The organism is Opitutia bacterium, assembly GCA_016217545.1.
Lineage (GTDB): Bacteria > Verrucomicrobiota > Verrucomicrobiia > Opitutales > Opitutaceae > Didemnitutus.
This window is the reverse complement of sequence record JACRHT010000004.1, coordinates 14,222-36,920: the sequence shown is the minus strand read 5'-3', so window position 1 is coordinate 36,920 and position 22,699 is coordinate 14,222. Positions and strand designations below refer to the sequence as shown.

Below are 22,699 nucleotides of genomic sequence, written 5' to 3'. Positions count from 1 at the left end.
CCGCATGCGCATCGATCTGAACTGCGACCTCGGCGAAGGGGCCGGCCACGACGCCGAGCTGATGCCGCTGGTCACGTCCGCCAACATCGCGTGCGGCGCGCATGCGGGCGACGAGGTGACAATGCGCGCGACGGTCGAGCTGGCATTGCGGCACGGCGTGGCGATCGGCGCGCATCCGGGCTTCGCGGATCGGGAGCATTTCGGACGGCGTGAGTTGGCGGTTACGCCGGAGGAAGTTTTTCAGCTGGTTCTCGCGCAGATCCGCGCGTTGCAGCGCGTCGCGGCGGGTGCGGGCGCGCGAGTCGGGCACGTGAAGCTCCACGGCGCACTCTACAATCTCGCGGCGCGCGACGCGGCGATCGCGGAGGCGGCGGCGTATGCGGTGCGCGATGCGGGGCCGGAACTGGTTTGGTTCGCCCTCGCGGGCAGCGCTCACGTGGCCGCCGGGCGCGAGTGCGGGCTGACAGTGGCGAGCGAGGTGTTCGCTGATCGGACCTACCAAGCGGACGGCTCGCTCACGCCGCGGTCGCGGGCGGACGCGTTGATCGCGGACGAAAATGTCGCGGTCGCGCAGGTGTTGCGGATGGTCCGCGCAGGCAAGGTGCGCGCGACGAGCGGTGCGGACGTGGCGATCGCGGCGGACACGGTTTGCCTGCACGGCGACGGGGCGCACGCGGTGGCGTTTGCGCGGCGTTTGCGCGCGGAGCTGGCGGCGGCGGGCGTGGAGGTGGGGGCGTTTTCGGCATGATCAAACTCATCGGCATCCTCGTCGTGGCGGTCGGCTTTGCGCTGCGGTTCAATACGCTGCTGGTCGTGATGGCGGCGGGGATCGTCACGGGGCTCGTGGCCGGGATGTCGTTTCACGAGATCATGGAGCAGTTCGGAAAGTTTTTCGTGGAGAACCGCTACATGACGCTGCCGGTCGTGTTGATCGTGCCGGTGGTCGGGTTGCTCGAGCGCTACGGATTGCAGGAGCGGGCGGAGACGCTGATCCGGCGCGCGAAGGCGGCGACGGCGGGGCGCGTGATCCTGCTCTACACGGCGGTGCGGCAGGTCTCGATCGCGCTCGGGGTGAACATCGGCGGCCATCCGCAGATGGTGCGGCCGCTCGTCGCTCCCATGGCCGAAGGCGCGGCCCACGCGCAACACGGCGAGTTGCCGGAGAAGACGAAGGAGGCGATTCGTGCGCACGCGTCGGCGGGTGAGAACATTGGAAACTTTTTCGGCGAGGATGTCTTCATCGCGGTCGGAGCGATCCTGCTGATGAAGGGGTTTTTCGACGGGCTGAAGATCGAGGTCAGCGTGTGGGCGATGGCGTTGTGGGGCATCCCGACGGCGTTCGTGGCGTTCGCGGCGATGTGGTGGCGCACGCGCGTGCTCGACCGGCGCGTCGCGCGCGAAGTGTCGGAGCAGCGGGCGGCGAATCCCGAGACGAAGGAGGCGCGGCCATGAGCAGCGTGTTTTCGGTCGAGCTGTTCTACGTGATTTCCGGCGTCGTGTTTGCGGCGGTCGGCTGGCGCGCGCTGCGAAATCCCCAGCAGCCGCGTCGGTGGGGTTCGGTGATTTTCTGGGCGTTGCTGGCGGTGGTCTATCTGTTCGGCAAATCCCTGCCGCCGGCCGCAGTCGGCTACGGTGTGCTCGTGATGGTGGTGCTGGCGGCGTTGCGACAAGTGGAGAAACCGCAGAGCGAGGGCGCCCCGCGCGAGGAGCGGGCGGCGTCGGCCGAGCGACTTGGCAACAAATTGTTCGTGCCGACGCTGTTGATTCCGGCGACGGCGGTGGTCGGTGCGCTGGTGCTGGCGAAGATCCATTTCGGCGAGGTGTGGTTGCTCGACAAGAAACAGGCCACGCTCGCGGCGCTCGGCGTGGGCGGGTTGATCGCGCTGGCGGCGGGCTTGCGCATCACGGGCGCGAAGGCGACGGTGCCGATGGGCGAGGGGAGCCGGCTGCTCCAGTCGATCGGCTGGGCGCTGGTGTTGCCGCAGATGCTGGCGGCGCTCGGTGGAATTTTTGCCAAGGCGGGCGTGGGGCAAGTGGTGTCGGAGCTCGTGGCGGGCGCGTTGCCGACGCAGTATCCGTTCGTGGCGGTGGCGGCGTATTGCGTGGGGATGGCGCTGTTCACGATGTGCATGGGGAACGCCTTCGCGGCGTTTCCGGTCATCACGCTGGGCATCGGGTTGCCGCTGATCGTGCAACAGCATCACGGCAACGTCGCGATCATGGCGGGCGTCGGGATGCTGTCCGGCTATTGCGGGACGCTGATGACGCCGATGGCGGCGAACTTCAACATCGTGCCCGCCATGCTGCTCGAGTTGCGAGACAAGAATGCCGTCATCCGCGCGCAGGTGCCGCTGGCGCTCACGATCCTCGCGGCGAATGTTGTCATCATGTATTTCACCGTCTATCGCTTCTGACGCCCCCGCATCTACCCCGATGAGAAACATCCTGCTGACTGGTTTCGAGCCGTTCGATGGACAAGCGATCAATCCCTCCGAGGAAATCGCGCGCGAGATCAACGAGGCGAAGATCGCGCGTCACCGCATCGTCGGCGCGCTGCTGCCGTGCGTGTTTGGTTCCGCGATCAAGGAGCTGAAGCACCAGATCAAGCTGCACGATCCGGACATCGTCATCTGTCTCGGCCAGGCCGGCGGTCGCGCCGAGATCACGCCGGAGCGCGTGGCGATCAACATCGACGACGCGCGCATCCCCGACAACGCGGGCCAGCAGCCGATCGACAAGCCGATCGTGAAGGACGGCCCGGCGGCGTATTTCTCGACGCTGCCGATCAAGGCCATCGTGCAGGAGCTGCGGAAGCATAACATCCCGGCGGCGGTCTCGCAGACGGCGGGGACGTTCGTCTGCAATCATGTTTTCTACGGGTTAATGCACGAGCTTTCGGCGCATCGCGCCGACGTGCGCGGCGGGTTCATTCACGTGCCGTTCGTGCCGGAGCAGGCGACGGACAAACCGAGTTTGCCGTTCGAAAAAATGACGGAGGCGGTGCGGCTGGCGATCGCGACGAGCGTGGACTACCGCCGCGACATCAAGAGCGCGGGCGGGCAGGTGAGCTGACGTCCGAGGACAGAGGGCTGGCTTGCGGAGACCGGGCCTCGTTCCGGGGGATGGGTCTTTGTGGGAGCGAGCTTGCTCGCGACCAATCGTGCGCCTAGTCGCGAGCAAGCTCGCTCCCACAAGCGAACGTCTGGCTAGCGAACTATGGTTTTTCCGTTACTTCCAACGCGACGATGCACACGTCGTCGGCCAGTGCGCCGGTGCCGCCGGTGTAGTCGCGGACCGTGCGCAGGAGCTGGGTGCAGATGCTGTCGAATTTCGCGGACGCGCATTGGCCGAGGAGGAAGCAGAGACGGTCCTCGCCAAAGAATGAGCCGCTCGAGTTGGTCGCTTCGATCAGGCCGTCGGTGAACGCAAAAAGCCGGTCGCCGGGTCCGAAGGCGATGCTGCCGGAGGTGTAGGAGAATTGGGAAATGAGGCCGGCGGCCGGCTCGGGATCGGCGAGCGCGAGGCGCTCGATGTCGTTGCTGTGACGAATGACGATGGGCGGCGGATGGCCGGCGTTGGCGTAGTGCAGCGTGTTGGTCTCGAGATCGACGAGGGCGAAGAAAGCGGAGGCGAACATCGCCTGACCGGATTGCTCGGCGATGGGGCAGAGCGCGGCGTTGAGTTCGCTCATGACGTGCGCCGGGTCGGCGGCGCGCGGACCCATTTCCTGGAAAACGCCACGGATCATGGCCGTGAGGAGACCGGCGCGCACGCCGTGGCCCATGACGTCGCAGATGAGCAGGCCGCAGCGGGTGTCGGAGAGTTGGAGGAGGTCGAAGAAATCGCCGCCGAGCGTGGTGGCCGGAACGTAGCAGTGGGCGAAGCGCAGCGCGCTCGACTCGGGCGCGGCTCCGCGGGGGAAGACAGGATAGGGGCGCAAGAGGAGCACTTCCTGGAGCTGACGAGCCATGAGCACGTCGGCCTCCATTTCCTCGGTGCGGTGGGCGAGTTCCTGTTCGGCGAGTTTGCGTTTCGTGATGTCGTGGCTGATGCCGACGAGGCCGGCGATTTGGCCGCGGAGGTCGCGCAGCGGGACCTTGGTGGTGAGGGACCAGCGGAGCGTGCCGTCGTCGAGCGCGGCGGATTTCTCGTTGCTGAGGATCGGCTCGCCGGTGGCCATGACGTCGCGATCGTCGGCCATGGCGATTTCGGCGCGTTCGCCGGGGAGGATCTCGCGGAGCGTATGGCCGAGGACCTGTTCCTGGGACTTGGCGCCGAGGCTGGCGAGGTGGGCGCGGTTGTTGAGCAGGTAACGCGAGTCGAGATCCTTGACGTAGATGCGCGCGGGGAGGTGATCGATGATCGTGCGGAGGAGGTTGCGTTCCTCGGTGAGCTTTTCCTCGGCGAGCTTCGTGGCGGTGATGTCGCGCGTCATGCCGAAGGTGCCGATGATGCGGCCCGAGGCGTCGCGCCACGGGAGCTTGGTGGTCGAGACCCACGAGGTGGAGCCGTCGCGGAGAGTGATGTGCTCAACCTTGCCGATCACGGGTTGGCCGGTGCGGATGATTTCCAGTTCGTCGGCGCGCGCCTTGTCCGCGTGGGCACGAGAGAAGTAGTCGTAGTCCGATTTCCCGATGCAGGCGTCGGGAGTGGGCTCGCCGAGGAGGCGGGCTTGGGCGACATTGTTGCGAACGAAGCGGCTCTCGAGGTCTTTGAAGTAGATGCGGTCCGGCGTCGCATCCATGAGCATGCGAACGATCGACGAATCGAGTGATTCGGCGTTCGCGAGAGCGGAGGTGACGGCGTCGCTCATGGAGCGCACACGTTGGCCGGCGCGGACGCGTGGCGCAACAGGAGAGAGTGAAGAGTGCGTCACTCTCTCGTGAGCGACGCGCGCGCGGTCGCGACGGACTCAGGTGTTGAACCGGAAGAGCGCGACGTCGCCGTCCTGGAAGACGTATTCCTTGCCCTCGAGGCGGTATTTGCCGGCGTCGCGGGCGGCGGCGGTCGAGCCGAGGCGGACGAGGTCTTCGTAGCTGACGACTTCGGCCTTGATGAAGCCCTTTTCGAAATCGGTATGGATGACGCCGGCGGCCTGCGGAGCTTTCCAGCCCTTCACGATCGTCCAGCAACGGACTTCCTTCTCGCCCGCGGTGAAGTAGGTCATCAGGCCGAGGAGGTCGTAGGTGCCTTTAATTAGGGAGGACACGCCTGAGTCGTCGACGCCGAGATCCTTGAGGAAGGCCTTGGCTTCTTCCGGCGGCAGGTCGATGAGTTCGGCTTCGATCTTGGCGCTGATCGGCACGTAGGCGGCGTCGTGGTGCGTGCGGACGTATTCGGCGACTTTTTGGACGAACTTGTTCTGCTCGGCGGTGGCGAGGTCGGACTCGGCGACGTTGCAGGCGAAGAGGACGGGCTTGGCGGTGAGAAGCTGGAAGAGCTTCATCATCGCGACTTCCTCGGGCGTGGCCTCGAGGACGTTGGCGGTCTTGCCGGCGTTGAGGTGCGGCTCGAGTTTCTGGAGCAGCGCCATTTCGGCGATGGCTTCCTTGTCGCCGGACTTGGCTTTCTTTTGGGTTTTGTCGATGCGCTTGGTGACGGCGTCGAGGTCGGCGAGCACGAGCTCAGTGGTGATGACCTCGATGTCGCGAACCGGATCGACGCCGCCCATGGTGTGGACAACATCGCTGTCTTCGAAGCAGCGGACGACCTGCACGATCGCGTCGACTTCGCGGATGTTGGCGAGGAATTGGTTGCCGAGGCCCTCGCCCTTCGAGGCGCCGGCGACGAGGCCGGCGATGTCGACGAACTCGATCGCGGCGGGCACGACGACGTTGGTCTTGGCGATGGCCTTGAGGACGTAGGCGCGCTCGTCGGGCACGATCACGACGCCGACGTTCGGGTCGATGGTGCAGAATGGATAGTTGGCGGCCTCGGCCTTGCGGGAGCGGGTGAGGGCGTTGAAGAGAGTGGACTTGCCCACGTTGGGCAGACCGACGATGCCGGCTTTAAGCATAAAATTGGGTCGTTAAGGGGTCGAAATCAGCTTCACCAATGGGGGCTTGACAAGGCCAAACCGTTTTCGACTCTTTGGACCTTTTCCAAATCAACCACCGCTGTCCGCACAGCATCCCAGCACTACCAAATGGCACTCACGATCCGTCTTTCCCGTTTCGGCACCAAGAACGAGCCGCATTACCGCGTGGCCGTCGCCGAAGCCCGTTCGCGCCGCGATGGCGACGCCGTCGAATACCTCGGCAGCTACAACCCGAACGCCAAGGGCAACCCGCTGACGATCAAGCTCGACCGCTTCGACTACTGGGTTTCCAAGGGCGCCAAGCCGTCCGACACCGTGCGCTCCCTCGTGAAGCGCTCGAAGAAGGCCGCGGCCGCCACGGCCTGAGCTAACTGAAACGCGAAGACCGCGGAGGATGCGAAGTCCGACGCGACCGAATCGAAACCTCGGAGTAATCCGGGGTTTTTGTTTTCCCGAATCAGAAATCACGAATGAACACCAATGGACACGAATGGCACCGCGGCGATGACGAGTTCTCCCAGATTAGTGTTCATTAGTGTCCATTAGTGGTTCAAAAAGCTCGTTTCCGTGCGCATCGACGTCCTCACGCTTTTCCCCGCCATGCTCGACGGCTTCCTGTCCGAGAGCATGCTCGGCCGCGCGCGCGAGGCGAAGCTCCTCGAAATCAACGTCCGCAACACGCGCGATTGGGCGACCGACAAGCACAAGACCACCGACGACCGCCCGTTCGGCGGCGGGGCCGGGATGGTGATGAAGTGCGAGCCGATCTTCGCCGCGATCGAGGAGCTGCAAACGCCCGGTTGCCGTCGGATCTACCTGACGCCCGATGGCGCCCCTTTCACCTCCGCCCGCGCCGAGCAGCTCGCGAAGGAGCAACACCTTATCTTCCTCAGTGGGCACTACGAAGGCGTCGACCAGCGCATCCGCGACACGATCATCGATGAGGAGATCAGCATCGGCGATTACGTGCTCACGAACGGCACCCTCGCCGCCGCGGTGGTGATCGATTCGCTGGCTCGTTTTATCCCCGGCGTGCTCGGCGAAGAAAAGTCATTGACCAGCGAAAGTTTCACTCGCAACTTGCTCGACTTTCCCAATTACACGCGTCCCGCCGTTTACCGCGGCATGTCCGTGCCGGAAGTGCTCCTCGAGGGGCATCACGGCAAAATCGAGAAGTGGCGGCACGCGCAGCAGTTGGAAAAAACCGCCAAGGTCCGACCCGATTTACTAAAGAAACAGCAGCCATGAATCCCATCGTCCAAGAACTCTCCGCCGCCCAGGTGAAGCACGCTAAGGCCCCTTTCAAGGTCGGCGACGGCGTCCGCGTCCACACGAAGGTGCGCGAAGGTGACAAAGAGCGCGTCCAGATTTTCGCCGGTGTCGTGATCGCCCACAAGGGCACCGGCATCAACGAGACCTTCACGGTCCGCCGCATCAGCTACGGCGAGGGCGTCGAGCGCGTGTTCCCGGTCAACTCGCCCAACGTCGAGAAGATCGAAGTCGAGCGCGACTCCGAGCCGGGCAAGGCCCGCCTCTACTATCTCCGCGACCGCACCGGCAAGGCCGCCATGGCCGTCAAGGAGAAGCGCGTCGAAGAGACCGCGGCGAAGGCCTGATCTCTCCTCCAGTTCCACTTTTCGAAAGCGAGCCGTCTATGGCTCGCTTTCTTCTTTTAGCGCGAAAAAGGACTTTGCACGCCCTTCGCGCGGCGTGTTCGCTGGACGCTCACCCCTTTTCCTTTTCATGAAGCTGAACACCGAAATCCTCGCCCAAGCCAGCGCGCAGGCCCGCGGCCTCGCCATCGATGCCGTTCACAAGTGCTCTTCCGGCCACCTCGGTCTCCCGCTCGGCGCCGCCGAGATCGGCGCCGTCCTCTACGGTCACGCCCTCGTGCACAACCCCGACGAGCCCCGCTGGCTCAATCGCGACCGCTTCATCCTCTCCGCCGGTCACGGTTCAATGTTCCTCTACTCGTGGCTTCACCTCAGCGGCTACGACCTGTCGCTCGACGACGTGAAGAGCTTCCGCGTCCTCCACAGCAAGACGCCCGGCCACCCCGAGTTCCACGAGACGCCCGGCGTCGAGTGCACCACCGGCCCGCTCGGCCAAGGCATCGGCAACGCCGTCGGCTTCGCCCTTTCCGGCAAGATGGCCGAAGCGCGCTTCAACACCGCCGAGCACGCGATCTTCGATCATCACGTCATCTGCCTTGCCGGCGACGGCTGCATGCAGGAAGGCGTCGCGATGGAAGCCGCCGCCTTCGCCGGCCATCAGGGACTCGATAACCTCGTCCTCATCTACGACGCCAACGACGTCACGCTCGACGCCATGGCCGAGAAGACCCAGAGCGAAAACACCGCCGCCCGCTTCAAGGCGATCGGTTGGGACGTCCAGACGCTCGCCGACGGCCACGATCTCGCCGCCATCCTCAAGGCCGTCAACAAGGCCAAGAAGACGAAGACCGGCCGCCCGCAGCTGATCATCGCGAAGACTGTCATCGGCAAAGGCATTCCCGAGGTTCAGGGCACCGCGAAAGGTCACGGCGAGGGTGGGGCGAAGTTCGCCGACGCCGCCCGCAAGGGCCTCGGCCTCCCCGAGGAGCATTTCTACGTCAGCCCCGCCGTGCGCGAGTATTTCGCCGCCCACAAGTCGCGCCTGAAGCGCGCCTACAACAAGTGGAAGAAGACCTACGCCGCGTGGGCCGCCGCCAATCCCGAGAAGGCCGCGCTCCTCGAGTCGCGCGATGCGAAGATCAGCGCCGCGCACCTCATCGAGAAAGTCATCCCGCATTTTCCGGCCGACGCGAAGCTCGCCACGCGCGCCGCGGGCAAGGACGTGCTCCAGCCCGTTGCCGCCGCGCTCCCGCTGCTCATCTCCGGCTCGGCCGACCTGCACGGCTCGACGCTCAACTACATCGCCGCCGACAAGGACTTCGACCGCACCAACCGCGCCGCCCGCAATCTCCGCTACGGCATCCGCGAGCATGGCATGGCCGCGATCAACAACGGCGTGACCTACGACGGCATCTTCCGCACCTCGTGCGCGACGTTCCTCGTGTTCGCCGACTACTCGCGTCCGTCGATGCGGCTCGCCGCGCTCTCGAAGCTCCCCGTTGTCTATATCTACACGCACGACTCCATCGGCGTTGGCGAAGACGGTCCCACGCACCAGCCAGTCGAAACGGTCTCCGGCCTGCGCGTGATTCCGAATCTCGACGTCATCCGCCCCGCCGATCCCGAGGAAACCGCCGGCGCCTTCGCCGCCGCGCTCGAGCGCGCCGACGGTCCGACGCTCCTCGCGCTTACGCGCCAGGCGGTGCCGATGCTCAACGACATTTCCGTCAGCGAGCGCCGTGCGGGCGTGTTGAAGGGCGGCTACGTCGCCGTCCAGGAAACCGCGCCGCTCACGCACATTCTGCTCTCGTGCGGCAGCGAATTGCAGTGGGCGATTGCGGCGGCGAAGCAGCTCGGTGCGGGCACGCGCGTCGTGTCGATGCCGTCCTTCGCGCGTTTCGACGCGCAGTCGCAGGAATACCGTGACGCCATCCTCCCGCCGTCGTGCCGCAAGCGCGTCGCGATCGAGGCCGGCGTCACCGCTCTCTGGTCCAAATATGTCGGCCTCGACGGCAAGGTCGTGGGCATCGATCGCTTCGGCCTCAGCGCGCCGGGCAACATTGCGATGAAGGAACTCGGCATCACGACCGAGGCGGTTGTCGCCGCCGCGCAGTCGCTCTGAGCGTCGGCGCGCCGCAACCGGCTTTCGCCCCGAGCCCGCACTTAGGTGCGGGCTTTTTCTTGGGGTGGTTGCTGCCGTTTGCCAGAGCGTCTGAGGAGGTTTTCCCCTATGACTTAGCCGTTCGCCTAGAGTTCACAAAACTCCACTTGCGAAAATCGTTAGGAAGCTAATCGTCAGCCCCCTTATCTTTCTGCCATGCCTCATCTGATGCTCAAGGACCTGCCGCGCTACGAATGCCTCCTCGAGGCGGCGCGTGAATTTCCTGAGCTCGTGCCGAGCGCCGCGGAGGCTTACCTGCACCTCCTCCGCACCGCGGACGATGTCTTTGCGCTTTCCGAGAGCCGGCTCGCCGCGCACGGCATTTCCCAAGGCCGGTTCGGCGTGTTGATGCTCCTGTGGCGCAGCTCCGAGCCGCGCACCGGCGATGTGCCGATCACCCAGCCGCCCTGTGGTCCGCGCACGCCGGCGGAGCTGGCCGACGCCGCCGGCGTCACCCGCGCCACGATGACCGGCCTGATCGACACGCTCGAACGCGACGGCTACGTCGTGCGCGAGCCCGATCCAAGTGATCGCCGCATGCTGTTCGTTCGGCTGACGCGGAAGGCCGAGAATTTCCTGACCAAGTTTCTCCCCATCCATTTTCGCGGGGCCAGCGAGGTGATGGGCGCCCTCACCGAGTCCGAACGCAAGACCCTCGTTCGTCTATTGGGGAAGATCCAGCAACAGGTCTCGCCCCGGTCGGATGTCCCGGCCCAGAAAACCGCCTGAACCCCCTTTCACCCAACCGTCCCACGCTCGTCCTCCCATGATCAAGAAGTTCGTCATCGCTCTCTCCGGCTTCGCGGCAGTCGTCGCGCTGCTCGTCGTCGTCAAGGCGGCCCAGATTAAGGAAATGTCCTCCCAGGACCATTCGCAGCCCCCTTCGTCCGTCGCCACCGTCGAGGCCCAGGCGGTCGAGTGGCATCCGTCACTCAGCGCCATCGCCACGCTGGCCCCCGTTGAAGGCGTGACGATCAGCGCCGACGCCGACGGCACCATCGTGCGCATCGCCGCTGAGAGCGGCACCGCGGTCAAGTCCGGCGACCTGCTTGTCGAACTCGATACCACCGTGGAGGTCGCCCAGTTGAAATCCGCCGAAGCCCGCGCCAGCCTCGCGCAGGTCAATCTCGCGCGCGCCAAGGAACTCTGGGGCCAGCAGGCCACCTCCAAGTCCGAATACGACGCCGCCGAAGCCTCCGCGCGCTCCGCGCAGGCCGACGTCGCCGCGCTCGAAGCGCAGATCGCCAAGAAGCACGTGCGCGCGCCGTTCGACGGCCGCGTCGGCATCCGCCTCGTCAATCTCGGACAATTCGTCGCGCGCGGCCGCGCGCTCCTGCCGCTGCAGAAGCTCGACCCGATCTACGCCAACTTCAACGTCCCGCAGCGTGAGATCCCCAATATCGCGCTCGGCCAGACCGTGCAGGTGAAGATCGACGCCTTTGCCCGTCCCTTCGACGGCAAGATCACCGCCATCAATTCCGAGGTCGACGCCGCCACGCGCAACATTGCCGTGCAGGCCACGCTCGCCAACCCCGACGAGAAGCTCCGCGCCGGCATGTTCGCGCGCATCGAAGTTCAGCTGCCCGAGTCCAACCAACTCGTCGTCGTCCCCGCCACCGCGATCTCCTACGCCTCCTACGGCAATTCCGTGTTCGTCGTCGAGAAATTGAAGGGCAAGGACGGCAAGGAATTCGTCGGTGTTCGCCAGCAGTTCGTGCAGCTCGGCGTGACTCGCGGCGACCTCGTCGCCGTCTCCGGCGTCAAGCCGGGGGACGTCGTCGTCTCCGCCGGCGTGTTCAAGCTCCGCAACGGCATGCCCGTGCAGGTCAACAACGCCGTCCAGCCCTCGAACAGCGCGAGCCCGAAGCCGGAAAACACCTGAGCAGACCCGCGCCTGCTCGCCGCGCCGCCGCCGCGCGGCTCCCACGCAACCTCTCCTCCTTCACATGCTCTCGAAAAGTTTCACCGACCTGTTCGTCCGCAAGCCCGTCATCGCGCTCGTGGTCAACATCGTCATCCTCGTCCTCGGCGTGGTGGCCTACTTCCAGCTGAACACCCGCCAATACCCGCGCAGCGACAGCGCGGTCGTCAATGTCACCACGGTCTACTTCGGTGCCAGCGCCGACACCGTGCGTGGCTACATCACCACGCAGCTCGAGCGCGTCATCGCGCAGGTCGACGGCATCAATTACATGGAGTCGCAGTCCGCCGCCGGCCTCAGCACCATCAAGGTCTACCTGCGCCTCAACTACGACACCAACGCCGCACTCGCGCAGATCAGCGCCAAGATCGACCAGGTGCGCAACGAACTCCCGCCCGAGTCCGAATCGCCCACGATCAGCGTCGAGACCGCCGACAACCAGTTCGCGTCGATGTATCTGAGCTTCTACTCCGACACCCTCGATCAGAACCAGATCACCGACTACCTCAGCCGCATGGTGCAGCCGCGCCTCTCCGCGGTGAAGGGCGTGCAAAAAGCCGACATCCTCGGCGGCCGCGTCTTCGCCATGCGCATCTGGCTCAAGCCCGACGAGCTCGCCGCGCGCAACCTCAGCCCCGCGCAGGTCCGCACCGCGCTCGCGGCGAACAACGCGCTCGCGGCCGTCGGCTCCACCAAGGGCTCGATGCTCTCCGTCTCCCTCGTCGCGAACACCGATCTGAAGAACGTCGAGGAATTCAAGAAACTCGTCGTCGCCGAACAGAACGGCTCCATCGTCCGCCTCGCCGACGTCGCCGACGTCGTTCTCGGCGCCGAGAGCTACGACTCCGAAGTCCGCTTCGGCGGCCAGACCGCCACCTTCATGGGCGTCTGGATTCTCCCCACCGAGAGCACGGTTGAAGTCATCAAGCGCGTCCGCGAGGCCATGCCCGAAATCGAGCGCGCCCTGCCCGCCGGCCTCAAGGCTTCGATCGCTTACGACTCCACGAAATACATCGACGACGCGCTGAGCGAGATCCTCAAGACGCTCTCCGAGACGCTCGCGATCGTTGCCATCGTGATCTTCCTCTTCATGGGCTCGTTCCGCTCGGTGCTCATCCCGCTCGTCGCGATGCCGCTCTCGCTGATCGGAGCGCTGTTCCTGATGATGGCGCTGGGCTTCACGATCAACCTGCTCACGCTCCTCGCGATCGTGCTCGCGGTCGGTATCGTCGTCGACGACGCCATCGTCGTCGTCGAGAACATCGAGCGCCACATCCGCGACGGCAAAACGCCCATCGACGCCGCCATCCTCGGCGCACGCGAACTCGTCGGCCCCGTCATCTCGATGACGATTACGCTGGCCGCCGTTTACGCCCCGATCGGTTTCCAAGGCGGCCTGACTGGCGCGCTCTTCCGCGAATTCGCCTTCACGCTCGCCGGCGCGGTCATGGTGTCGGGTTTCGTCGCCCTCACGCTGTCGCCGATGCTCAGCGCCTACCTCCTCCAAGGCCATGACGCCGAGGAGAAAGGCCTCACCGGCACGATCAACCATCTCTTCGACCGCCTGCGCAACCGCTACGACAAGCTCGTCGGAGCCAGCCTCGGCTGGGTTCCCGTCACGCTCACTGTCGCGGTGCTGCTGACCGCGCTGCTCCCGGTATTCTTCATGTTCGCGCAGCGCGAGCTCGCTCCGAAGGAGGACCAAGGCGTCGTGTTCAGCATCCTGCTCCCGTCGCCCACGGCCACGCTCGACCACAACTCCATCTTCGCGAAAGAGGTCCAGAAGATGTTCGAGAGCGTGCCCGAGTATTCGCAGTCCTTCCAGATCACCGGCGCGAACTTCGGCTTCGCTGGCATCATCCTGAAGCCGTGGTCTGAGCGCCAGCGCAGCTCGCTGGCGATCGAGCAGGCGTTGCAGGCTCCCGCGGCCGCCATTCCCGGCATGAACGTCGTCATCACGACGCCCGAACCGTTGCCCTCCGGCGGCTCGCTGCCCATCGAGTTCGTCATCCGCTCCACTGCGGACCACAAGGAGATGCTCGAATACGCCAACCAACTCCTCCTTTACGCGAACACCGAGGCCAACGATCCCAATGCCGCGCCGACGTTCTACTTCGCCGATTCCGACCTGAAGTTCGACCTGCCGCAGGTCGAGGTCGTGATCGACAAGGACAAGGTCGCCTCCATGGGCCTGACGCTGTCCGACGTCGCCCGCGACCTCGGCTCCATGCTCGGCGGCGGCTACGTCAACCGCTTCGTCAACGACGGCCGCAGCTACCGCGTCATCCCGCAAGTCGAGCGCGGCGAGCGCCTCAACGCCGAGCAGCTGCTCGACTACCATGTGCGCGGTCCGGGCGGTCAGCTCATTCCGCTGTCCACCATCGCCACGCTCGAGCACACGGTGCAGCCGCGCGCGCTCAATCGCTTCCAGCAGCTCAACTCCGTGAAGATCTCCGGTGTCGGCCCGAGCCCGGATGCCGCGCTCAAGAAGCTCGAAGCCAAGGCCGCGGAGATCCTGCCGCCGGGTTATTCGATCGATTACGCCGGCCAGTCCCGCCAGCTCCGCACCGAAGGCGAAGCGCTGTGGAAGGCCGCCGTGCTCGCGCTCGTGCTCATCTTCCTCGTGCTCGCGGCGCAGTTTAACAGCTTCCGCGATCCGTTCATCATCCTGCTCGGCTCCGTGCCGCTGGCGTTCTTCGGCGCGATGCTCCCGATCTTCCTCTGGAAGACCTCGCTGAACATCTATTCGCAGATCGGCCTCATCACGCTCGTCGGCCTGATCGCCAAGAACGGCATCCTGATCGTCGAGTTCGCGAACACGCTGCAGGAGGAGGGCATCGCCAAGGCCGAAGCCATCCGCCGCGCCGCCGCGACCCGCCTGCGCCCCGTGCTCATGACGTCGGCCGCGACGGTGTTTGGTCACTTGATGCTCATCTTCGTCAAGGGCCCCGGCGCCGCCTCGCGTAATTCCATCGGCTGGGTGCTCGTCGTCGGCATGGCCGTCGGCACGGTGTTCACGCTGTTTGTCGTGCCCGCCTTCTATATGCTCATCGCCAAAGACCAAGCCAAAGCCCGCGCCCGTGACGCCGCTCCGGTTGTCACACCCGAGGCTGGCGTTGCCGTCCCCGCCAAGTAACCTTCCTCCCTCCCATGAAACTGGTTTCGTCCTCCCTCGCTGCCCTCGCCGTGCTGGCGCTCGCGCAACCGCTCCGCGCGGAAATGCCCGCGACGCCCTTCAAGCCCGACGGCAAAGCCGACCCGTCCTACATGGTCCCGGACGAGCTGACGCTGAATTACGCGCTGTCATTCGCGCTCGATAACAACTTCGCCATCCGCCAGGCGAAGGAGCGCATCCGCCAGCAGGAGGGCATCGTCGTCGAGGTCCGCGCCCAGCAGATCCCGAACGTCACGAGCTCCGCCGGCTATTCCGGCTACGCGCAGCAAATCTCCTCGACCGGCGACGACCGCTCCTGGTCCGTCAACATCACCGCCCGCCAGATCGTCTACGCCGGCGGCGGTGTGCAGGCGACCGTGAAGGCCCAGCGCCTCGCGCTCGAGGCCGCCACGCTCGCGCTCCAGTCCGTGATCGACGCGGCGATGCTCGATGTGCGCACGAAGTTCTACAACGTCCTCGTCACCCGCGAGCGGATCAAGGTTCAGGAACAGAACGTCGAACTCCTCCGCCGTCAGCTGCAGGATGTAAAGAATCGTTTCGAGGCCGGCACCGTCTCGAACTTCGAAGTCCTTCGCGCCGAGGTCGCCGTTGCCAACGCCCAACCGCCTCTCATCACCACGCGCAACGCCTACCGTCTCGCCATCGACGACCTGCGTCAGTCCCTCGGCTTCGTTACGTCGGATGGCGCCAACGTCGCCAAGATCCCCGAGTTCGTCGGCAAGCTCGAGTTCTCGCCGGTCAGCTACGAACTCACCTCCGCCCTCGCCACCGCCCGCGAACGCCGCCCCGACCTCCTGCGCCTGAAAAAACTCGAGGAAGTCGCCGAGCAGGGCGTTGTCGCGCGTCGCGCCAACTACTACCCGGACGTCTCGCTCTACGCCGCCTACGACTGGCGCAAGCGCCCGGGCTATTCCGACTTCGCCGCCTCGCGCGATGGCGTGACCGTGGGCGTGCAGTCGACGTGGGATATCTTCGACGGCCGCGCCACCCGCGGTCGCGTCGTGCAGGCCGAGTCCGCCCTCGAGCAGGCCCGCCTTTCTCTCAACGAGGCCGAACTCTCCGTCTCCGTCGACGTCCGCCGCGCGCTCTCCTCCTTGCAGGAGGCCACCGAGCTGGCCGAAGCGTCCAAGAAAGTCGTCGAACAAGCCGAGGAGGCCGTCCGCCTCGCCGACGCGCGTTACGCCGCCGGCACTGCGACGCAGCTCGACGTGCTCACCGCGCGCAACGACCTGACGACCGCGCGCCTCAACCAGCTCCAAGCGTTCTACAGCTTCAACGTCGCCTCGGCCAACGTCCGTCGCGCGATGGGCCTGCCCGACGAACTGGTCGCCGGCCGCTGAGTGTTTTCGTAGCGCAGGCTTCCAGCCTGCCTTGTTCGCAGCACGCTAAAAGTCTGCGCCACTTGCCGAGCCGCGCGGTCCGTCCGTCGCGGCTCTTTTTTCGTCAAAATCTTTCGCAACCTCCTGCCACTTAGTTTGTCGTAACGACTGGCTCCATGAAGCTGGTTCGCCCGCTACTCGTCACATTCGCTATTCTCCTCGCTCTGGTGGTTCTCGCCATCGGTGTCGCGCTCGTGCCTGCCGTGCAGCAGTGGGCTGTGCGGCGCGCGCTCGCAGGGCATCCGGAGCTGAAGCTCGACTTTGCGTCGCTCTCCGCCGGCCCGTCCAGTGCGCGGCTGACGGGGGTGCGCTTCGAGCAGCAAGGCATCGTCGTCACGGTCGAGCGCGCTGAAGCGGAGTTCTCCGCCTGGCAGTTCCTCATGCGCAAACACGTGCAGGTGGACCGCCTCGTCGCGACTGGCATCGCGATCGACGCCACGAAGCTGTCGCCCTCCCGCACTCAGCAAGCCGCGGGCGCGCCGGCCGCTGCGCCCGGCGCCATCGGGCGCGTCCAACTTCCTTACACGCTTCAAATCGGCGACGTGCAGGTCGCCGGCCGCGCGACTCTCGCCGGCGGACCGGGCCGCGCGCCGCTGACGGTGGATTTTCAACTCAATGGCGGCGGCATCGCGCCCGCGCAGGAAGGCTCGCTGCTGCTCAAGGCCAAGATCGTCGACGCCACGCCCGCTGCAACCGTCACCGCTCTGCGCGTCGACGGGCGTCTCACGGTGCGCGAGACCGTCGATCGCGCCTTCGACCGCGCCAGCCTCACGCTCGCGCTCGACGCCGAGGGCCCGCAGTTTTCCGAAGGTCACCAACTCAAGCTCGCCGCCGGGATGGAGTCCGACGGCGGCAAGGAGAACCTGACGCTCGCGCTCGACACCCAGCAGGCGGGCAAGTCCGCCAACGTGGTCAGAATCGCCGCGGCGATCCCCGCCGGGACCTTGGAAGCGACGGGCACTTGGGAGTTGCACGCGACTACGGCCCAAGTGGAACCGTTCTTCCTCGGGCGTCCGCTGCCCAAATTCGAAGCGAACGGCTCCGGCCGTTTCGCCTTCAATGCGGCGACGCGCGCCGCGACCCTCCAAGGCGAACTTGCCGGCAACGCCGCTGCCCTCGAAACGCTGGATCCCACGCTTCGCGCGATCGGGGCCGTGAATCTCCAGACGGAATTCGATCTTGCGATGGAGCGCGATTCCGCCCGCCTGAACCGACTTCAGCTCCGCGTGACCGGCGACCAGCCGGTGTTGGCCGTGGAGACGACGCGCCCCATCGCCGTGAATTTCGGCCAGCGTGCGCCGCAGATCGCCGCGCCGGGCTCCGGGCCGCTCGCGAAACTTTCCGTGCAGCAGCTGCCGCTCGCCTGGGTGCGCCCCTTTGTTACCGGCATCGATGTTTCCGGCGGATCCATTCGCGGCGAGTGGACGCTGGAAGGGCAGGGGGGCGAAATGCAGCTGCGTCCGACCATGCCCCTGCAGATCGATTCCCTGACCATCGTGCAGGCGGGTCGCCGCCTGATCGATCGCGCCGCGATTTCCGTGCAGACTTCCGCCTCGGTCGCGCCGACGCGGGTGACCGCCGCGATGCGCGAGCTTTCCGTGCGCACGCCGGCTGGCGATTCCATCACGGGCGAAGCCGAAGTCGAAATGCCCGCCCCAGCGACCAGCGCTCTCACCGTCCGCGGCAAGTTTGCGGCCGATCTCCCGCGGTTGCTCGAGACCTTCGTTCCGGTCGGGCACGTGAAGCTGCAGGGCGACGTCGACGCGACGCTGAGTCCGCAACAGGTCGACCTCCGCAGCTTTCACGCCGCGCTCGCCGATGGCGCCGATCGCTCCCTCCTCTCCGCGGCGTCGGTGCAAGCGACCACGATCGACCTCAAGACGCTGCAATTGCGCACGGCGGGCCCCGGCGCCGTCGAGGTGGCGCGGTTGAAGATCGGCGCCATGGACTTCGCCGCGTTGCCGTTCGTGCAAGCCGTGCTTCCGTTGCGCGGACAGTTGTTGGCGAGCGAGTTCAAGGTCACCGCCAGCGCCGGCCGCGTCGCGGTTCTCACGGTCGCGCCGGTGCAATTGCGCGATCTCACCGTGCTGGGCGAGACCAAGCAGCCGCACCTCGATCGCATCTCCGTCGTGACTTCGCCCTCCGCGGAATTCGCGGGCATGGGCGATTGGAAAGTCGCGACCGGCGAAACGACTTTCTCCAACCGCGACAAGACCGTCTGGCTCACGACCGCCGCCGAAGTGAAGGCGACCGAGCAGGAAGGCATTCGCTCGACGCTCACCTTCAACACCGATCTGGCCACGCTGGCCACGCAGCCCGCTTTCGCGGCGGCCCAAGTGTTGGCGACCGGCCGGGCGAGCGGCGAAATCCGCGGCGCAGTCGTCGGCAAAACCATCCAGCTCGAGGGCCGGACGACACTGAACAATCTCGTCCTCCGCGACGGGAATCAGCCGCTCCCAGTCGCGAACCTCAACTTCCGCGCCGCACGCGCACCGGACGGCCGCTTGTCGCTCGAGGCGCCCGTCTTGCTGGATCGCATGGGACAGCGTTCGGATATCTCGCTCACCGTCGACGCCGTGCGCCGGCCGGACGGCATGCTGTTCGATGCGAAAATCGCCGGCGAACATCTCGAGCTGGCGGACCTCGTTGCGCTGGCCGCTCTGGCCGGTGCGCCGGTTCAGGCTGCCGCTGCGCCTGAAGCGCGGCCATCGACTCAGGTCGCGGCGCGCCCTATCGAGCCGGATGCGCGTCCGTTCTGGCGCGGTGTGCGGGGTGAACTCACTCTCGACGTGAAGTCCATCACTCGCGGCAAGGATTGGGCGATGACCGGCCTCAGTGGCTTTGTCGTGATCGACGGACAGCGCGCCGCGGTGCAGCAGCTCCAGGGCATCATCAACGAAAAGAGCCGCCTCGGCGCGCGCGCCGACTTGCGCTTCAACGGTGGCGCGGTGCCGTATCGCCTGACGGGCAATTTCTCGCTCACGAATTTCGACGCGGGCGCGGCGCTGAAGGCGTTCGACCCGAGCAAGCCGCCGACGCTGGAGGGCATCGTGACGGTCGCCGGCGGTTTCAGTGGCGATGGCGCGAATCTCGATCAGACCATCGAGCGCACGCGTGGACAGTTCCAGCTCACGAGCCGCCAGGGCATTTTCCGCGGCCTGAAGCGCACCAGCGAAAAGGTCTCCGTCGCCACCAAGGCCGTCGACGCCGTCGCGGCGCTCGGCTCGCTCTTCGGCGGCGACAAGGTCAAAGGCGTCGCGGAAAAGGTCGCCGGCCAGTCCTACCAGGTCGACCAGCTCGCGCAGTCGCTCGGTGAGATCCAGTTCGACCAGCTCTCGATTCGCGCCACCCGCGATGACGCGCTGAACCTGCGCCTCGACGAACTCGCGCTGCTTTCCCCGGAAGTCCGCCTCATCGGCAAAGGCAGCATCACGCACGTCGCCGGCAAGCCGCTCCTCGACCAGCCGCTCACGGTGAGTTACTCGCTCGCCGCTCGCGGCAAGGTCGAGCAGCTGCTCGGCAAGATGCGGGTGCTCGACGGCACGAAGGACGATCTCGGCTATTCGAAGATGAAGGACATCGGCACGATCGGCGGCACGCTGAGCAAACCCGACCCCAGCCAGTTCTTCATCAAGCTCGCGCAGTCGAAGCTGTCGGACTTCCTCAATTAAGCCTGCGGTGCTGCGACAAAAAGGCTGACTAGCATCTCTCCGAAAAGGAGGAAGACGACGATTGCCGAGAGCGGAACGTATTCCCACTTGAAGGATGATTTCCGCTTCAGCGAGTAGTCGCTGATCGTGTTCTCCGTGGCCTCCTTGGTGTCGATTCGCGCAAGCAGCAACATCAACGCCGCCGCGAGCGCACCATAGATCGCGCCGTTGACCAGCCCGACCACCACGCTGCTGGTGACGAAAAACCCAAGGCCGCCTTTGATCGCGCCGTAGATTGCCGCGGCGAGGTAGCGGTTCATTTTCTTTTTGCCGGCGCCGAAAATCAGAAAGACGAGGGCGAAATTGAGGAGCATGGATGAATCGGACGAACAGGATTGATGCTCTTGCTTTTCCGGAGAGCGTTCGGTGGCCCGCGAACTTTCAACGCCCCAAGCGGCGGTCATTCAATCCCGAACTGCCCGGTAAATCCGCGCGCACGTCCCGCCAAATTGTGCGGCGGGTTGCCGCTTTACCCGGCGAACATTCCGGGTAGGCTGCAAGTCCCCAAACCCAACGGCGCGACCCGCCCGGGTCGGCCTCAAAAAAAGGAGACCCAACTCTATGAATGGCACTCGTCCTGGAGACATCAGGAACTTCGCCATCGTGGGGCATGCTACAGCCGGCAAGACGACTCTTGCCGAAGCCATGCTGCTCTGCGGCGGTGCGATTCAACGGCTCGGCAGCGTGGCTGCAGGCACCACGGTGTCCGACTACCACGTGGGCGAACAACAGCGGCACATCTCGATTCACGGCACGCCGCTCAACTGCGAATGGCAGGGGCGGCGTTTCAATTTCATCGACACGCCCGGATACCTCGACTTCGCCGGCGAGGCGATCCACGCGCTGCACGTTTCCGACTTCGCGCTGCTCGTCGTCAATGCCGGCACCGGCGTCGGCGTCGGCGCGGACCTCATGTGGGACTACGCCGGCCAGTTCGGCATCCCGCGCATCATCGTCGTCAACGGTTTCGACAAGGAGAAATACGACTTCGACACCATCCTCAGCGAAATCCGCGAGCACTTCGGCCAGGCGGTGTTCCCGATGCAGGTGCCGATGGACCCGGGCCCGGGCTTCCACCAAGTGCTGGATGTCCTGCGCGACGAGGTCGTCAGCTACGCCACCGACAAGTCCGGCAAATACACCGAAGTGCCCGCGACCGGCGACTGGAAGCAGAAGGTCGACACCCTGCACAAGGAGCTGATCGAGCACATCGCCGAGAGCGACGACACGCTCCTCGAGAAATTCTTCAACGACGGCGGCCTCTCCGAGGAGGTGCTGCGCACCGGCATCCATCCCGCGATCCAGAAGCAGACCTTCATTCCGCTGCTCGTCACGTCCGCCGAGACCAATGTCGGCGTCGCGCGCCTGATGGACTTCATCGCGAAATACGGCTCCTCGCCCGACGACCGGCAAACCGTCGGCGCGGTCGCGACCAACACCGGTTCGCCCTGCCTCGTGCGCCTCGATGGCACCGAGCCCGTCGCCTACGTCTTCAAGACCCTCACCGATCCGCAGAGCGGCGATCTCTCGATCTTCCGCGTCTATTCCGGCACGATCTCGCACGGCCAGGACCTGCACAACAGCGAGCGCCGCATCGGCGAGCGCATCGGCCAGCTCTACCGACTCAACGGCAAGAACCGCACGCCGGTCGACGCGTTGCACGCCGGCGACATCGGCGCCGCCGTCAAACTCAAGGACACGCACACCGGCAACACGCTGTGCGACCTCCGTCACGCCGTCGCGCTGCCGAAGGTGACTTATCCGACACCCTACACGCAGGCCGCGCTGAAACTCAACTCGCCGGGCGACGAAGAGAAACTCGCCGCCGGACTGGCCGCGTTGCACGAGGAAGATCGCGCCTTCGAGTATCACACCGATCCCGAGCTGCACCAGTTCATCATCTCGGCGCAGGGCGAGCTGCACCTCGAAGTGCTCTTCGAGCGCCTGAAGCGCCGCTACAAGGTCGACGTGTCGCTCGAGCCGCCGAAGATCCGCTACCGCGAGACCATCCGCGGCAAAGGCGAGGCGCGCTATCGGCACAAGAAGCAGACCGGCGGCGCCGGCCAGTTCGCCGAGGTGTGGCTCCGCATCGAGCCGGGCGAGCGCGACAGCGGCATCAAGTTCGAGGAGTCGCTCGTCGGCCAGGATGTCGATCGCGTCTTCGTTCCCTCCGTCGAAAAAGGCCTGAAGACCGCCGCGGGCGAGGGCGTCCACGCGGGCTATCGCGTGACCGACGTGAAGATCGACTTCTACGGCGGCAAGATGCACCCCGTGGACTCGAAGGATATCGCATTCCAGATCGCGGGCTACTTCGCGTTCCGCGAGGCATTCGCGCAGGCGCGTCCGGTGTTGCTCGAGCCGATCCATGAGTTGGAGATCAAGGTGCCCGAGGAGTTTGTCGGCCGCGTGGTCGGCGATCTTTCCGGCCGCCGCGGTCGCATCCTCGGCATGGACGTCGCCGGCCGGCTGCAGATCGTGAAGGCCACCGTTCCCGCCGCGCAGCTCTACCACTACGGCACCGTGCTGCGCTCGCTCACCGGCGGTCGCGGCATGCACGCCGAGAAGTTCAGCCACTACGAGGAGATGCCGCCGGATCAGGAGAAGAAGCACGTCGAGGAATACCAGAAGGCCCGCGCCGCCGGTAATTCCGCTCACGCGCACCACTGATCGCCCGCGGTTGCTGAAACACCCCTGACCGAGGGC

17 protein-coding genes are annotated in these 22,699 nt (G+C 65.6%); 14 read left to right on the top strand and 3 right to left on the bottom strand.

Going from position 1 to position 22,699, the window contains the following annotated elements:
- The first annotated feature begins 4 nt into the window (after positions 1 to 4).
- The 4 genes from HZA32_03925 to pcp are packed head-to-tail and all read left to right on the top strand — an operon-like array spanning position 5 to position 3,072.
- Positions 5 to 748: a LamB/YcsF family protein gene (locus HZA32_03925; GenBank protein ID MBI5423208.1), complete on the top strand. Its 744-nt coding sequence runs from the start codon at positions 5 to 7 to the stop codon at positions 746 to 748.
- Positions 745 to 1,452: a DUF969 domain-containing protein gene (locus HZA32_03920; protein ID MBI5423207.1), complete on the top strand. Its 708-nt coding sequence runs from the start codon at positions 745 to 747 to the stop codon at positions 1,450 to 1,452. The genes HZA32_03925 and HZA32_03920 overlap by 4 nt, the downstream gene beginning before the upstream one ends.
- Complete coding sequence (locus HZA32_03915; GenBank protein ID MBI5423206.1) at positions 1,449 to 2,414, top strand: DUF979 domain-containing protein; 966 nt, start codon at positions 1,449 to 1,451, stop codon at positions 2,412 to 2,414. Before HZA32_03920 ends, HZA32_03915 begins: the two co-directional genes overlap by 4 nt.
- Before the next feature lie 19 nt (positions 2,415 to 2,433).
- Positions 2,434 to 3,072 carry a pyroglutamyl-peptidase I gene (gene pcp, locus HZA32_03910; protein MBI5423205.1) on the top strand — a complete coding sequence of 213 codons (639 nt, stop codon included), beginning with the start codon at positions 2,434 to 2,436 and terminating at the stop codon, positions 3,070 to 3,072.
- A gap of 142 nt (positions 3,073 to 3,214) precedes the next feature.
- Here pcp and HZA32_03905 read toward each other — a convergent pair whose 3' ends face one another.
- Positions 3,215 to 4,813 (bottom strand): SpoIIE family protein phosphatase, encoded by a 1,599-nt coding sequence (locus tag HZA32_03905; protein MBI5423204.1) that lies wholly within the window; start codon positions 4,811 to 4,813, stop codon positions 3,215 to 3,217.
- 99 nt (positions 4,814 to 4,912) lie between these two features.
- On the bottom strand, positions 4,913 to 6,016 hold the full coding sequence (gene ychF / locus HZA32_03900; GenBank protein ID MBI5423203.1) for a redox-regulated ATPase YchF: 1,104 nt from the start codon (positions 6,014 to 6,016) through the stop codon (positions 4,913 to 4,915).
- 129 nt (positions 6,017 to 6,145) lie between these two features.
- On the opposite strand from ychF, the gene rpsP reads away from it, so the two are divergent.
- The 9 genes from rpsP to HZA32_03855 all read left to right on the top strand — a co-directional run bounded on the left by rpsP (position 6,146) and on the right by HZA32_03855 (position 19,957).
- Positions 6,146 to 6,403, top strand: coding sequence for a 30S ribosomal protein S16 (rpsP, locus tag HZA32_03895; GenBank protein MBI5423202.1), 258 nt, complete (start codon positions 6,146 to 6,148; stop codon positions 6,401 to 6,403).
- A 234-nt stretch (positions 6,404 to 6,637) separates the two neighbouring features.
- Entirely contained in the window at positions 6,638 to 7,285 is a 648-nt protein-coding gene (gene trmD / locus HZA32_03890; protein MBI5423201.1) for a tRNA (guanosine(37)-N1)-methyltransferase TrmD, read from the top strand.
- Positions 7,282 to 7,653 (top strand): 50S ribosomal protein L19, encoded by a 372-nt coding sequence (rplS, locus tag HZA32_03885; GenBank protein MBI5423200.1) that lies wholly within the window; start codon positions 7,282 to 7,284, stop codon positions 7,651 to 7,653. The genes trmD and rplS overlap by 4 nt, the downstream gene beginning before the upstream one ends.
- Before the next feature lie 127 nt (positions 7,654 to 7,780).
- Complete coding sequence (gene tkt / locus HZA32_03880; GenBank protein MBI5423199.1) at positions 7,781 to 9,772, top strand: transketolase; 1,992 nt, start codon at positions 7,781 to 7,783, stop codon at positions 9,770 to 9,772.
- A 195-nt stretch (positions 9,773 to 9,967) separates the two neighbouring features.
- Complete coding sequence (locus tag HZA32_03875) at positions 9,968 to 10,540, top strand: MarR family transcriptional regulator (protein ID MBI5423198.1); 573 nt, start codon at positions 9,968 to 9,970, stop codon at positions 10,538 to 10,540.
- Between the two features lie 37 nt (positions 10,541 to 10,577).
- Positions 10,578 to 11,693 (top strand): efflux RND transporter periplasmic adaptor subunit, encoded by a 1,116-nt coding sequence (locus HZA32_03870; GenBank protein MBI5423197.1) that lies wholly within the window; start codon positions 10,578 to 10,580, stop codon positions 11,691 to 11,693.
- Between the two features lie 64 nt (positions 11,694 to 11,757).
- The gene (locus HZA32_03865) at positions 11,758 to 14,868 is read left to right on the top strand and encodes an efflux RND transporter permease subunit (protein ID MBI5423196.1); all 3,111 of its coding nucleotides are present in this window, start codon (positions 11,758 to 11,760) and stop codon (positions 14,866 to 14,868) included.
- A 14-nt stretch (positions 14,869 to 14,882) separates the two neighbouring features.
- Positions 14,883 to 16,247, top strand: a complete 1,365-nt coding sequence (locus tag HZA32_03860; protein ID MBI5423195.1) for a TolC family protein — start codon at positions 14,883 to 14,885, stop codon at positions 16,245 to 16,247.
- A gap of 155 nt (positions 16,248 to 16,402) precedes the next feature.
- On the top strand, positions 16,403 to 19,957 hold the full coding sequence (locus tag HZA32_03855; protein ID MBI5423194.1) for a hypothetical protein: 3,555 nt from the start codon (positions 16,403 to 16,405) through the stop codon (positions 19,955 to 19,957).
- On the opposite strand, the gene HZA32_03850 is transcribed toward HZA32_03855, so the two are convergent.
- Positions 19,954 to 20,400, bottom strand: a complete 447-nt coding sequence (locus HZA32_03850; protein MBI5423193.1) for a hypothetical protein — start codon at positions 20,398 to 20,400, stop codon at positions 19,954 to 19,956. The genes HZA32_03855 and HZA32_03850 overlap by 4 nt on opposite strands.
- Before the next feature lie 157 nt (positions 20,401 to 20,557).
- Here HZA32_03850 and HZA32_03845 point away from each other — a divergent pair, with 157 nt between their 5' ends.
- Positions 20,558 to 22,663, top strand: a complete 2,106-nt coding sequence (locus HZA32_03845; protein ID MBI5423192.1) for an elongation factor G — start codon at positions 20,558 to 20,560, stop codon at positions 22,661 to 22,663.
- Positions 22,664 to 22,699: the final 36 nt, after the last annotated feature.

Coding starts and splice junctions, on each gene's coding strand:
- pcp (MBI5423205.1), top strand. CDS start 2,434: ATGAGAAACATCCTGCTGACTGGTTTCGAGCCGTTCGATGGACAAGCG.
- HZA32_03925 (MBI5423208.1), top strand. CDS start 5: ATGCGCATCGATCTGAACTGCGACCTCGGCGAAGGGGCCGGCCACGAC.
- HZA32_03845 (MBI5423192.1), top strand. CDS start 20,558: ATGAATGGCACTCGTCCTGGAGACATCAGGAACTTCGCCATCGTGGGG.
- HZA32_03850 (MBI5423193.1), bottom strand. CDS start 20,400: ATGACCGCCGCTTGGGGCGTTGAAAGTTCGCGGGCCACCGAACGCTCT.
- HZA32_03920 (MBI5423207.1), top strand. CDS start 745: ATGATCAAACTCATCGGCATCCTCGTCGTGGCGGTCGGCTTTGCGCTG.
- HZA32_03875 (MBI5423198.1), top strand. CDS start 9,968: ATGCCTCATCTGATGCTCAAGGACCTGCCGCGCTACGAATGCCTCCTC.
- HZA32_03865 (MBI5423196.1), top strand. CDS start 11,758: ATGCTCTCGAAAAGTTTCACCGACCTGTTCGTCCGCAAGCCCGTCATC.
- HZA32_03855 (MBI5423194.1), top strand. CDS start 16,403: ATGAAGCTGGTTCGCCCGCTACTCGTCACATTCGCTATTCTCCTCGCT.
- trmD (MBI5423201.1), top strand. CDS start 6,638: ATGCTCGACGGCTTCCTGTCCGAGAGCATGCTCGGCCGCGCGCGCGAG.
- HZA32_03905 (MBI5423204.1), bottom strand. CDS start 4,813: ATGAGCGACGCCGTCACCTCCGCTCTCGCGAACGCCGAATCACTCGAT.
- HZA32_03870 (MBI5423197.1), top strand. CDS start 10,578: ATGATCAAGAAGTTCGTCATCGCTCTCTCCGGCTTCGCGGCAGTCGTC.
- HZA32_03860 (MBI5423195.1), top strand. CDS start 14,883: ATGAAACTGGTTTCGTCCTCCCTCGCTGCCCTCGCCGTGCTGGCGCTC.
- ychF (MBI5423203.1), bottom strand. CDS start 6,016: ATGCTTAAAGCCGGCATCGTCGGTCTGCCCAACGTGGGCAAGTCCACT.
- tkt (MBI5423199.1), top strand. CDS start 7,781: ATGAAGCTGAACACCGAAATCCTCGCCCAAGCCAGCGCGCAGGCCCGC.
- rplS (MBI5423200.1), top strand. CDS start 7,282: ATGAATCCCATCGTCCAAGAACTCTCCGCCGCCCAGGTGAAGCACGCT.
- HZA32_03915 (MBI5423206.1), top strand. CDS start 1,449: ATGAGCAGCGTGTTTTCGGTCGAGCTGTTCTACGTGATTTCCGGCGTC.
- rpsP (MBI5423202.1), top strand. CDS start 6,146: ATGGCACTCACGATCCGTCTTTCCCGTTTCGGCACCAAGAACGAGCCG.